Here is a 13,381-nt window from a genome sequence, read left to right as displayed (position 1 = left end):
TTGATTATAATGCCTAAAAGCCATATATCTAATTGATTACTAAATAAATATACAAAAAACAAATCAAAATGTATAAAAATTATTCACTTTTTAACAAGAAAAACCGCCTCAGTTGTGAGACGGCTTCTTGGTATTTTATGATATATTGTTTAATGTCCGTGTTCTTTTGGGGGCGGTGGATAATTCCCTTTCGTTGCTTCTCCTACCGTAGTGGCTGTTGTCATAGCTACAACCAGATCATTTAGCATATTACTTGCTGCCGTAGGTGAATTAGGCAGTAATACAAGATTACTTCTATTGCTTGAACCTACGGAATGTAAAGTATCATAGTGCTGTGTAACCACAATTAATGCAGATGCTTCATGAGAGTTGATATCTACATTATTAAGCATCCTCACAGATTCTTCAAGTCCTTTTGCTATTTCTCTTCTTTGATCCGCAATTCCTTGTCCTTGCAATTTTTTAGACTCGGCTTCTGCTTTTGCAACCGCTACAATTCTAATCCTTTGGGCTTCAGATTCGTATTCCGCAGCCGTCTTCTCTCTTTCTGCTGCATTAATTCTATTCATTGCATGTTTTACCTGCTCATCCGGGTCAATATCTGTTACTAAAGCTTTTATTATATCATAGCCGTAACTATTCATTGCTTCTTGTAATTCTCCTTTTACGGCTATTGCCACATCATCTTTTCTCACAAACACATCATCCAATTTCATTTTCGGAACTTCTGCACGCACTACATCAAAAACAAAAGAAGTAATCTGATTTTCCGGATTTTCCAAGCGATAATATGCATCCGAAACCTGGCCTCTGATCACCTGATATTGAACCGAAATTTTCATTCTTATAAAAACATTATCCAATGTCTTTGTATCAATCATCACATCAAGCTGCTGAATTCTAAGATTCAATCTCTTAGGAATCTGATCAATAATCGGAAGTTTAAGATGAAGCCCAGAATGTTTTACCGATTGAAATTTACCAAAACGTTCGATAATAGCTGCCGTTTCTTGCTTAACTACAAAAAAGGAAGCAAATAAAATAATAAGCCCTAAAAAAATTACAGGCACTAATATAAATCCCATAGTTTAATTTTTAAATAAGTCGTAACTTTGTATGTTTTGTTATAAATATACCACTTATTTTTTTTATTAAACCGTCATTCCAATATCAATTCCTTTAATTTTCCTATAAAGATCCGTTGCGTAATTATCTGTCATTCCGGAAACAAAGTCAATAACCCCTAGTATTTTTTGATAGTCCGTCCCTTCTTCATACACAAATTGCTTAGGTAGAAGCTTCAATGCCATTTTATCATATGATTTTCTTTCATCTTTAGATTTTAAAATGGATGGAATAAAATGATCTAATAATTCATACATTACATTATAGCCGGCATTTTCAATTTCTACAACCGCTCTATGATTGTAAATTTTTTCAATAGAAAAACTCTCGATATTTTGCAATACTTTATTTTCAGATTTATAAATATCGAGAAGAGCTTTATCCAAATTGCCTTCAAAAATGGTTATAAAGTGATGCTTGTAAATCTCTATAGATTTATTAATCAATGCGTTAATAACTTTTGCCCTTAAATAAGATATCTTTTCATTATCATTTGAAATAGAACTTAATTTCTGCTTCACCCTATTAACATCATCTGTTTCAGATTTAACTAATTCAAAAAATAAATCTTCACAATCCGAAGTCGAAACAATACCTAATCGATGAGCATCTTCCATATCTATTATATTATAGCAAATATCGTCGGCAGCCTCAACCAACCATACAAATGGATGTCTTTTGAAAATATAAGGATCCTCATTTTCAGAAATTAAATGCACCCCTTTTGTTATTTGTAGAAATATATCTTTTTCATTTTGGAAAAAACCAAATTTCTTTCTGTGAAGTATTCCTTTTTGTTTTGCAATGGCTTCACAAGGGTATTTTGCAATACTTGCCAACGTTGTATAGGTAAGCTGTATTCCTCCTTCATCTTTCCCTTGTTGCTGATGTGCTAATACGCGTATGGCATTGGCATTCCCTTCAAAATTGACAAGATCCGCCCATTCCCTTTCGTTAAATTTTGGTTTCAGGTCCTTTTCATTTTTTTCAAAATAGCTGGCAATAGCATCTTCCCCGGAGTGCCCAAAAGCGGGATTTCCTACATCATGACATAAACATGCTGCAGCGATTACATTTCCTAAATTATGAAGATAAAAGCCTTTGGATTCTTCTGTAAGATCGCTTTTAAAATTTTCAGAAATAAATTCGCCAATGATACTCCCAAGACTTCTTCCCACAGAAGATACTTCCAATGAATGGGTGAGACGGTTATGAACAAATACACTTCCAGGAAGAGGAAAAACTTGAGTTTTATTCTGTAACCTTCTAAATGCGGATGAGAAAATAATTCTGTCGAAATCTCTTTGAAAATCAGTTCTTGAAGCTTTAGTATTGGGATTATTTCCGGTACGCTGATTGGTGAAAATCTGGTTTAAATTCATCATTTTTCAAAATTACTTCAAATTTTATTTTTATGGAATACTATGGAGGCATTTATTTCAGGAGACTCTTATATTTTTATTCACTTAATGAGTTCCCATTTTAGAAAAAAGATTGATAACGACAACACCGATCAAAATTAATAAAATACCTACCAAGGCAGGTAGATCCGGTATCTGTTTAAAAACAACGGCTCCAATAATCGTAATAAAAATAATTCCGACTCCAGACCAAATTGCATAGGCAATTCCAACCGGGATTTGACGCAATGTAAGACTCAAAAAATAAAACGTAGCAATATAGCCGATTATAGTAATGACTGAAGGTATTAGCTTAGTAAATTGCTCTGTTTTTTTTAAGAAAGTCGTTGAAATAATTTCCAACGTAATTGCTATTATTAAATAGATATAGCTACGGATCATAAAATAAACTTCTTATACAAAAATAACAAATCCTTTTTTCTAGAGGTAAAACAATAAAATGTATTCCATATTTATTTTTTTGAGGCATTATTTATTAAATACGGGATATAATTCAGGCAGTTCATTTCATTCACTTTATGAATAAGATAATAAAAATGTACATTAATTTTTTATTTTACATTAATTTAATACAAACAAACTATTATAAAAAGCGAATAATTTCAACTTACAACACCCTGATAAACATCATATTTAATCATTTTCATATATTGATTGAAAATTGTATTATTGCAATTGAATAATCATTAAAAAAATTCTAATTAAACAAAAATTAAACAAATGATCACTTACGTAGGAATTGCAACATGTTTAGTAGTATTCACTTCTTATTTCATTACCGCTAGAAAAGAAGGGAATTAATTGAAACTTCCTTAGAAAAATTCAATTATTTAGATTATTTTGCTATTTAACGAGTGTTTATTTTTTGATTTGGTCTGAGATGATAGCTCTTTTGCTCATATTGGGAGTAAAAGGGCTCGTATCCAAAAATTCAACACTAATTTAATATCTACAAATTAATTTTTATATTTTTCGGTCGAACGTGGGTTCGACTTTTTTCTTTTATACCCTTCATCCAACAGATTGACTAATGTAAAAGTACATTTTAAGATATACTTTCGTTTCATCATATAATCCTACAACCCAAGCCCCAAACACCTATTCTAGTCACAAACACAACCATTTGATTATCAAAGTAAATTAGGCATATTTTTTGTTTAAACAGTAACACACAAATAAAAGACATACTTGATGAAAAAAATTTTAACTTATGGCCTCCCTATGGCGATATTGCTCCTATTTTCCTGTAGCAAGAGCAATAATACCATTCAGCCTGATGACATGGATACCATTAAAGTTGCTTTTTTTATAACTTGCACCACGATGGCACTCACTTTACTCTATACCTATAGAGTGAAGAAAAATCAGAAATAAGTCCACAAAAAACCTCTTCCCTATTTCGGAAGAGGTTTTTTCAAGATATAAGATAAATTAATTTCTATTTTAGATACTTTATCTTATATTTTTCAAAAATTTATTTTTCTCGAACTATCTCTTTTATTTCCTCATAGGTATTTACATCTTTTACAATATACTTTCCCATTTTATCAATCACTGAGAATTTATTGTTTATTCTAACAGTTGAAATGCCCTTTTCAAAATTTTCACAATAATCATATTGCACAGGAATAATGACTTTTCCTTGCTGATTAATGAAGCCGCATTTGTTTTCTTTTCTTACGCCTATTAGCCCCTCTACATAATCACCTATTGAGAAATAAATAAAATCAGTTAATGCTTTTCCTTTATAATTGTAAAGAGCTTCAAGACCATCTTTCTGTAATATAAATAATTCTTCCTTTAATTCTCTTATATAATCATAATCACAAGAAATAATTTCTCTTCCATTTATATCATAAATACCATGCAGACTTTTTATAGAACGTAAATCTCCCAATTCACCAGTCTCCAAAATTGTATCTATATTTTTAGTGACCTTATAAAATGTATTGCGTTTTTCTATATAATAGAATTGAGAAGGAATTATAATTGTGCTATTTTTATCCATAATCCCCATATCATACTCCCCAAAATATTTAGTTCTATAGCCAAACATAAATTTATCATCGCCTAGATATTGGAGATAATTATATTTAAAAGGTATAATTACATTGTTTTTTTTATCAATAATTCCTACTGAATCATTTTTAGAAACGACAGCATAATTTTCTATAAACTTTCTCGCATATTGATATTGAGGTTTGATAATTATATTATTCATTTTATCTTTATAACCCCATAGTGTATCTTGACTAAAATTTATCAACTCTTGACCTTTTAAATCCAATGAAAAAAGCAAAAGATTCACTATAAAAAAGAAACTATTTTTCATTGACCCATTTTTTAAATAAAAACCAATTGAGAAACCCTAAGATCCCTATAACTAAAATGCAAAAAGGATCCATCTCAACATTAAAAAGCCAGATGGCCATACAGTATAATATTAATAAATATAAAATGTGGATAGAAATTTTATTACCTAATCTTCTAACTATAAAAAATAATAATATATAAAGTGGTAAATAAATACTAGTACCCAATATCACCAATTCATATAAAATAAAATATAATAAATAAAATATAAAAGTTGAATTCGAAAAGTTGAAAGGGTTAATTAATATTAAACTATCATACTGTTTATTAGAAGAAGTAGTTATTATCCCAAAAAAAATCTGTAAAATATTTTTAGAAAAAATAAACACATATACTATTAATAATAGCTTATAAAAGTTTTCAGTAAATCTCATATAAAATTAATTACATCCTAAACTTGATAAAGAAGACTTATTCTTTAAATATTTTGTGATTTTTGAATATATAGGCCTATATCTTACCGGTTCTAATTTCTCAGCTGAGCCACCATTTTGCGTATTATTAATATAAGCTTCTAGCTTAATTTGCATACCTTCCCATAATTCATCTGCCTTTGAAAAAGCAAGCTTTTCAGTTAAATATGTTAAAATATTACCTCCATAAGGTTTTGTAAATCTATCTACTCCTCTTGTATAAATATACATAAAACCATTATGATCTATATAATATCCAAATAATCTATTTCCACTAACAGGATGCATACCATCTAAATTAAATGGAGCTTGAACTGTAGTAAACACCCATGCTTGAACATTATACCCAGAACATATCACCGTTCCATTATCACCTGGTATTTCAATATGTATAAGGGATCCTAAGGGATTATTAGAAAACCATAATGCAGCATCATCCACACCATAAGAACTACTTACTAAAGGAGAAAACTTTTCAGCAAAAAGATTTATATTTCTTCTAAAAAAGTCAAAAAATTCAGTAGGCGTATATTTTTTATTAGTACCAAGCTTATTAGGCATACTGGTTATTTTCACAGGAAATAGATCCATGTTTACACTTGCTCCAGAAGCAAAATCTAAATTTTGAATTGAAAATTCATCCTGATACCAAGATGTGTTATTATTTATTTTTCTTAATTTATCTTTAACAGACTGTGGAATTTGATGTTTTGCTAGGTCTTTCCATTTAGGTAATTCATTACATGGAATATCTACCAGTAAATTAGGATTTTGAATTAATGCGTCGTTTAAATTTTTTATTCTTGTAAAAATCTGCTCTGGATTAGTTGTATCGGCATAATTATCAGTTAAGAAATTATATCCTGCTAAAAATATAGGTTGAAATTCTTCCCAAGTAATTGTTTTATTTTGCTTAAACTGCAATCCCCATTTAATAATATTCTTAGATTCTTCACTATTGTTTGCATCGTAACAACTTTGTAAACCTTCAAAGAAAGCCTTATTTTCAGGATTATTAATAAGATTTTGTAAATCAGTCGGTAGACTTTTAATGTATCTAAAGAATGTACTGAGTGTTACAGTTGGGGATGTGGGAATTCCCGTACAATTTCCATCTCCTAAATTCTCACTAGGATTAAATGGTCCAGTCGCTATCCCATTTCCATTACATGGACTTGTTGAGCCACCACCAGGTACATACGTACCGTTATCATCTCCTATGCTACCTCCATCTCCTCCTCCCGTCCCAGGATTATTAGTATCATTAATAAAATCACATCGGTAGGTCATAGTCATATGAACACCCGGTTTCCTATCTGCTTTGCAATTCCCCCATTCAGAAGTATTATTTTCATTATGTGTCGATACTCCATTGTGAACATCACTACAACCTCTAATGGTATAAGTTTCTACAAATCCGCAACTCGTCATTCCAGATCCTTTTGAAGCTGAGGTCAATATATCGTCTGAAAGTTCAATAATAGTCTCTTTACCTCTTATATCAATATAACCTCCTGCTTTTAGAATTTGTTTCTCCTGTTTTGTTAGGTTATAAGACACTAATAATTCTTTGTAGGTCCCATCAGGAAGTGGTGTTAATACTAAATTTTCTAATGATGAATGATCTGAAGAATGATCTCTTATAAGATTAAAGGTGTAGGTATGATAGTTCAAGCCATTTTCGATATAAGTAATATTATCAGTATCGATATAAATACCTCCATCCACACCCTTACCTAATAAATTCATGGTTTGAAGATTTCTTTGAACCTTTTCCAATGTATTATTGAGTATTAGCTTATGCTTACTTTGATCTAAACTAATAGTTTTTGAGATCAGTTGAAATTTACTACTGTTATTGGGTATTTCATGCTCCATCAAGATGTCATTGTTTCTACAAGAGGACAGAAAAGAAGCTAAAGCGATTAATAGAAAACCTGAAATAAAGTTTTTCCGCATATTAAATTTTAATTGTTTTTGATATATTTTTTTAATTAAAGTAAGTAATAGTAAAATATCAAAACACCTAACCTAATGTAAAATCAGCAAGTCCAAAATATATATTATTAATTGGCAAAGTAAATGCGATTATTTAAGAATGGTAACGTATGATTATTTATTTTAAATCACAAAAAAGTGATATGCAAATGTATGATTTTTTCCCTAAAAAAAGTTTTACAACAGTATAAAAAGTAGATGAATTAGCCATAAACCTGAAAATAATTCAAAATAAAATTTCCTACAAGAAAACCTGTAGGAAATTTTATTTCTATAATGATTATCTACCATATTAAATCATCATCTCATTTACTTTTCAGTTTTGACTCAATAGCAGAAGTAGATTTCATAAAAGATTTTTCATTTACATATAAGCTTCAATAGGCTCACAAGTACAAATCAAATTTCTATCTCCAAATGCTTCATCAACTCGAGATACAGAAGCAAAGAATTTGTGATCTCTTACCCAATTCAATGGATAAGCAGCTTTTTCTCTGCTGTATGGCTTATCCCAAGAGTCAGAGATAACCAATTGTTCCGTATGAGGGGCATTTTTCAATACATTATTAACCGGATCGGCCTGTCCATTTGCTATTTCATCAATCTCTTGTTTAATTGAAATTAGGGCTTCTGCAAATCGGTCAATTTCTGCTTTGCTTTCAGACTCCGTAGGCTCAATCATTAATGTCCCTGCTACAGGGAAAGAAACAGTAGGTGCATGGAAACCGTAATCCATTAATCTTTTCGCCACATCTGTTACTTCAATTCCTAATGATTTAAACTGACGGAAATCTACAATACATTCGTGCGCCACTTTCCCATTCTCATTTGAATATAAAATAGAGAAATGTTCCGCCAATATTTCTTTCAGATAATTTGCATTTAGGATTGCATGCTCAGTGGCTTTTTTCAACCCCGAAGCTCCAAGCATTTTAATATACGCATAAGAGATATTCAAGATCAACCCTGAACCATATGGCGCAGCAGAAATCCCTTGAATCGCTTCTTTAGCTCCAACTCTGATATTAGCATTGGTAGGCAAAAATGGAACTAAGTGTTTTGCTACACAAATTGGCCCTACTCCAGGACCTCCCCCTCCGTGAGGAATTGCAAAAGTCTTATGAAGATTTAAGTGACAAACATCAGCACCGATATTACCCGGGCTTGTAAATCCAACCTGAGCATTCATATTAGCTCCATCCATATATACCTGTCCGCCATGTTTATGAATAAGAGCCGTAATCTCTTTAATATTAGCATCAAAGAAGCCGTAAGTAGAAGGATAAGTGATCATTACACAAGATAAACTATCAGAGTATTGTTCAGTCTTAGCTTTTAAATCATCAAAGTCAATCTCGCCATTTTCAAGATTTTTAACTACAACAATCTTCATTCCGGCCATTGCTGCTGAAGCAGGATTGGTTCCATGGGCAGATTGAGGAATCAATACCACATTTCTATGTTCTTCTCCTCTTGATTTATGATATTCTCTAATCACCATTAACCCAGCATATTCCCCCTGCGCTCCTGAATTGGGCTGTAAAGAAGTTCCCGCAAAACCTGTAATTTTTGCCAAATCTTTTTCAAGTTCTTCAATCATTTCCTGATATCCTCCTGCTTGATCAATCGGCACAAAAGGATGAACACCTCCCCACTCTACCCAAGAAAGAGGTAGCATTTCAGTAGCAGCATTCAATTTCATCGTACAAGACCCTAGAGATATCATAGAATGCGTCAATGACAAATCTTTTCTCTCCAAGCGCTTGATATAACGCATTAATTCCGTTTCTGTATGGTATTTATTAAATACTTCTTCTGTAAGAATATCATCTTTTCTTAAAATACTATCCGGAATACTATATCCTTCTTTTAACTCTAATTTAAATGATTGTCGATCCTTAAACTGCGCAAAAGAAGCCATCAGATCATTTAATTTATCTAGTGTTGTACTTTCATTAATTGCAATACTTACAATTCCTTCAGTAAAATAATTGAGATTAATCTTATGATCTCTCATAATCAAGGTAAGTCTGCTTTTCTCATCTTCCTCCATGACTACCTTAACAGTATCAAAAATCGGATCCTCAACAGTTTCATATCCTAAAGCCTGAAGACCACCCTTTAAAGCATTTGCCTTAAAATGAATTTGATCCGCAATATAACCTAATCCTTTAGGTCCATGATAAACAGCATACATTCCGGCCATAACGGCTAAAAGTACTTGAGCTGTACAAATATTTGAAGTTGCTCTTTCTCTCTTAATATGCTGCTCTCTGGTTTGTAATGCCATCCTCAAAGCACGTTTTCCGTACATATCTTGAGAAACACCTATAATTCTTCCCGGGATATCTCTTTTATAGTCTTCTTTACAAGAAAAAAAGGCAGCATGAGGTCCACCGTACCCCATTGGAATACCAAATCTTTGGCTAGTTCCAACCGCACAATCAGCTCCCATAGTAGCCGGAGACTTGAGTTTCACCAAAGCCATCGGATCACATGCTACTACCACTTGGAGGTCTAGCTTTTTGTACTCAACAATATCTTCGGTATAATCTAATACAATCCCATTTTTACCGGGATATTGTAATAAAACTCCATAATAAGAAGCATCGAATTGATGTGTTTTATGATCTCCTACTATAATCTCTATTTCTAACCCTTCGGCTTTTGTTTTTAATACTGAAACGGTTTGTGGCAATACGAGATGAGATACAAAAAATTTATTTGCGTTTGCTTTTTTCTGATCTTTAGTTCTGTTATTAAAAAACATATGCATTGCTTCTGCCGCAGCAGTAGATTCATCCAATAATGAAGCATTTGCCAAACCAAACCCTGTAAGATCACATACCACAGTTTGAAAGTTAAGAAGAGCTTCCAATCTTCCTTGTGCAATTTCTGCTTGATAAGGAGTATATGCAGTATACCAACTGGGATTTTCAAAAATATTTCTTTGAATAGCTGATGGTAATAGGGTATTATGATATCCAAAACCAATATAATTAGTAAAATCTGCATTTTTTGATGCAAGATCTTTTGAATGGCTTAGCATTTCATATTCTGAAAGAGGATCAGAAATTTCAAGATCTGTTTCTAAACGGATAGAAGAAGGAATTGTTTGAGAAAGTAATTCTTCAATACTTGAAACACCAATTTTTTCCAACATGGCCTGTTTATCGGCTTCATTAATAGAAATGTGGCGGCTCACAAACTGTTCTGTATTCATTTTTATTTATTAGATTTTGTTTGTAAAAAAGATGGGTAAAATTACATCTTTTTAAGCGATTGCACAACAATTCGAAAACCACCTAAAAATCAAGGAAAACCAATTATTATTATAAAAAGATCATCTTTTTTCACATTCCTTTCAAACAAAATAAAAAAAATATTTTACTAATAAAAAATAAAATTTTAAAAAAATATTCCACAATAATTCTAAAAAAAACACATCAATAGAAAAATACTATTTCATTCATATAAAATATTTCTAAAAAAGCATTTAAAAATTATTTTGTAGTTTTCACCAATATTACAAAAAGCACACTAAAATACTGATTGATAGATATTTACAATATTAATTTCTTTCATCTAAATAGTGAATAATATACATGAAAACGAAGGCAAAAACTAAACATACCATTCATTTTTTGGCATAAAATTTATTTTATTAACACAAAATGAAAACAAATTTTTTTATATGAAGAGTTACTTTCATATAGTTTGGTTATTAAAGTAAATAAAAAATTAAAAAATAATAAAAAAAATATAAGAACAAACCTATTTTATAAAGAACACAAGCAATTAAAAAACACAACAGCATAATATTTACACAAATCTAATGATAAGAAAAAACACTTCGAGGCTTATAGCCCTATGCGTTCTTGCGCCTTTATTCAATATAAAGATGAACGCTCAGACTACAATCACCACTGTACAACCTAATCCAGATTCATCAGAAGGGCCCTGGTCAGTTTACTTAAAAGGCTTTGTACAAGCTGATGCTATGATAGACTTTCAAGAAATGGGATCTAAAGACGGATTTTCAGCCCCATCCATCAAATCTCCACAAGAGAACTCAACAACCAGCTATTTTAGTGTAAGACAATCACAGTTAGGAGTTGGGATAAAGCAACCTAATGCAGAGAATGGGATATCCGCTTATGTGGAAATAGATTTTTTTGGTCCTAACGGAACAACAGCACCCAGATTTAGAAAAGGATATATTGAATGGAAAAATATATTAGTAGGGCAAACATGGAGTAATTTTTCCGATATTGATATCTTTCCTAATATCTTTGATTTTGCAGGACCAAACGGTACCATGTTTATAAGAACATTACAAGTCAGATATTCAGCTGCACTTTCCAAAAAGCAGGAACTTAGCCTATCGTTGGAAGATCCTGCACAAAGAAGTGTACGTCTGCCTGATTCATTAAATTGGAAAAGCAAAGCTGTAATCCCTTCTTTTACGGGAATGTATCGTTATGGTGGAGATAGAGACTATATTAAAGTCGGAGGAATCATTTCTCCTATCAGTTATCAAACGGGGGATATAGCTTCAACTAGTGCAAAAACACAGACAACAATGGGGTTTGCAGGTATGGTTTCCGGAAAATTATATACTGGTAATTTGAATAATTTCCGACTACAATCCTCTTATGGAAAAGGATATTCCAATTATAATATTGTTTTAAGCGGAGAGCAATACGATGCCGTACCCGATCTTCAAAATAATAAACTAAAAACTTTAAATTTATTCAATATTTTGGGGATTTATGAACATTGGTGGAGTCCAAAATGGAGCTCGGTTGCTTACTATAGTTATTCCCAATTTGGAAAAGATGATCTTATTCCTAAAAATATGCTGCAAAATTTTCAAAATGCAGGTCTTAATATTGTTTATCAACCTTATAAAAGATTTAGAATGGGGATTGAAGGAAATTATGGAAAATCAAAAAGTTTCGACAACAAGACAACAGAAGGATTTAGAATCCAGTGTTCCACCGCCTTTTCTTTCTAAACAATTGAAAACAAGAAAATTACACACGGACTAAAAAGGGATAAAATTATTTAAAAAAATATTAATTATATTTATTCTAAATTAATATATTTGTATCATGAATACAGTTATCCCTTTTAAAGTTCCTCCTTTGGCCCCTTCTTATGGGATCAATAATGAAAATATATATTGTGAAAAAAAATCTTGCTGTAAAAAATTCAAAAAAGGAAAAAGATGTAAAAAATGTCCTGGTAGGAAGAAAATGGCTTAATTAATCCATACTTTTATAAAAAAATAAATTACGGCCAATAGCACTATAATAGCTATACCTATTCTTATAATTTTTGGCTGACCATAAGGATTCATGACCGTTCTTGATTGTGTCTTAAATAAGTCTTCTGCTCTATCCATAAATTTTTCTGAGTTATTCTCAAAAACTTCTGTAATAGTAATTCCTTGAACTATGGTCTTATGTAAAAGCGAATTTGTTGCATGAAGTAACAACTGAAATTTCCCATCTTTAAATTCAGTAATTTTAAAAATCCGTTCACCATACGCTTTCTCCAATCCAAATGGAAGCACCTTTACAATATCTGCATTCTGAGTTTGCCAATTGATAATAATCTCCTCTCCTTTCTTGGCATGAATTTTATTTGCACTAAAAGTCTTAATGGAAGGCGGAATGGTATACCTAAAGCTTTTTTGCTGACTTTCTAAGTTTTGATCGTAAGCTCGTCTTCTGCTTATATCACTTAATGTTTCATATGCTTCTTGAATTTCCCGAAAACGATCACCAAAAAAAGCATCATTATCATTCTTATCAGGATGATATTTTAAAGATAATTTTCTATATGCTTTTTTGATGTCTTCTTCCGAAGCATCATAAGAAATCCCAAGAAAATAATAGTAATCTTTCATTAAGCTGTACAAAAATAAGGATTTATTTTTCTTCTTACATTTCCAATCAGGATATTAATCTTACATATGATGAGAAAAAATTCATTTATACTATAAAATACAGAACATTATACTGTAATACATCATAAATATTTCGG

8 protein-coding genes are annotated in these 13,381 nt (G+C 31.3%); 1 reads left to right on the top strand and 7 read right to left on the bottom strand.

Translation table 11 applies throughout. From position 1 onward, the window contains the following. Positions 1-149: 149 nt before the first annotated feature. The 6 genes from CHRY9293_RS17615 to gcvP form a co-directional block, all read right to left on the bottom strand. Positions 150-1,085, bottom strand: a complete 936-nt coding sequence (locus CHRY9293_RS17615; protein ID WP_162034176.1) for an SPFH domain-containing protein — start codon at positions 1,083-1,085, stop codon at positions 150-152. A gap of 66 nt (positions 1,086-1,151) precedes the next feature. Further along, positions 1,152-2,507 (bottom strand): deoxyguanosinetriphosphate triphosphohydrolase, encoded by a 1,356-nt coding sequence (locus tag CHRY9293_RS17610; protein WP_162034178.1) that lies wholly within the window; start codon positions 2,505-2,507, stop codon positions 1,152-1,154. A gap of 84 nt (positions 2,508-2,591) precedes the next feature. Continuing rightward, entirely contained in the window at positions 2,592-2,924 is a 333-nt protein-coding gene (locus CHRY9293_RS17605; protein WP_162034177.1) for a DMT family transporter, read from the bottom strand. A 1,096-nt stretch (positions 2,925-4,020) separates the two neighbouring features. Beyond that, positions 4,021-4,878, bottom strand: a complete 858-nt coding sequence (locus CHRY9293_RS17600; protein ID WP_162034175.1) for a WG repeat-containing protein — start codon at positions 4,876-4,878, stop codon at positions 4,021-4,023. 421 nt (positions 4,879-5,299) lie between these two features. Then, positions 5,300-7,291 carry a hypothetical protein gene (locus CHRY9293_RS17595; RefSeq protein WP_162034174.1) on the bottom strand — a complete coding sequence of 664 codons (1,992 nt, stop codon included), beginning with the start codon at positions 7,289-7,291 and terminating at the stop codon, positions 5,300-5,302. 403 nt (positions 7,292-7,694) lie between these two features. Further along, complete coding sequence (gcvP, locus tag CHRY9293_RS17590; protein WP_162034173.1) at positions 7,695-10,553, bottom strand: aminomethyl-transferring glycine dehydrogenase; 2,859 nt, start codon at positions 10,551-10,553, stop codon at positions 7,695-7,697. 612 nt (positions 10,554-11,165) lie between these two features. On the opposite strand from gcvP, the gene CHRY9293_RS17585 reads away from it, so the two are divergent. Then, positions 11,166-12,347 carry a DcaP family trimeric outer membrane transporter gene (locus CHRY9293_RS17585; RefSeq protein WP_162034172.1) on the top strand — a complete coding sequence of 394 codons (1,182 nt, stop codon included), beginning with the start codon at positions 11,166-11,168 and terminating at the stop codon, positions 12,345-12,347. Positions 12,348-12,593: 246 nt separating this feature from the next. Here the strand turns inward: CHRY9293_RS17585 and CHRY9293_RS17580 are convergent, their stop codons facing one another. Beyond that, a complete protein-coding gene (locus tag CHRY9293_RS17580) occupies positions 12,594-13,244 on the bottom strand; it encodes a J domain-containing protein (protein WP_162034171.1) in 651 nt (216 codons plus the stop codon). Between the last annotated feature and the right edge of the window lie 137 nt (positions 13,245-13,381).

This window comes from Chryseobacterium potabilaquae (assembly GCF_902728265.1).
GTDB lineage: Bacteria > Bacteroidota > Bacteroidia > Flavobacteriales > Weeksellaceae > Chryseobacterium > Chryseobacterium potabilaquae.
The sequence above is the reverse complement of the archived record's forward strand: the minus strand, read 5'-3'. Positions and strand labels throughout refer to the sequence as shown.

Bases quoted from the DNA above. Each gene is read 5' to 3' on its own strand.
- CHRY9293_RS17615 (WP_162034176.1), bottom strand. From the start codon at position 1,085: ATGGGATTTATATTAGTGCCTGTAATTTTTTTAGGGCTTATTATTTTA.
- CHRY9293_RS17600 (WP_162034175.1), bottom strand. From the start codon at position 4,878: ATGAAAAATAGTTTCTTTTTTATAGTGAATCTTTTGCTTTTTTCATTG.
- CHRY9293_RS17610 (WP_162034178.1), bottom strand. From the start codon at position 2,507: ATGAATTTAAACCAGATTTTCACCAATCAGCGTACCGGAAATAATCCC.
- CHRY9293_RS17595 (WP_162034174.1), bottom strand. From the start codon at position 7,291: ATGCGGAAAAACTTTATTTCAGGTTTTCTATTAATCGCTTTAGCTTCT.
- gcvP (WP_162034173.1), bottom strand. From the start codon at position 10,553: ATGAATACAGAACAGTTTGTGAGCCGCCACATTTCTATTAATGAAGCC.
- CHRY9293_RS17585 (WP_162034172.1), top strand. From the start codon at position 11,166: ATGATAAGAAAAAACACTTCGAGGCTTATAGCCCTATGCGTTCTTGCG.
- CHRY9293_RS17580 (WP_162034171.1), bottom strand. From the start codon at position 13,244: ATGAAAGATTACTATTATTTTCTTGGGATTTCTTATGATGCTTCGGAA.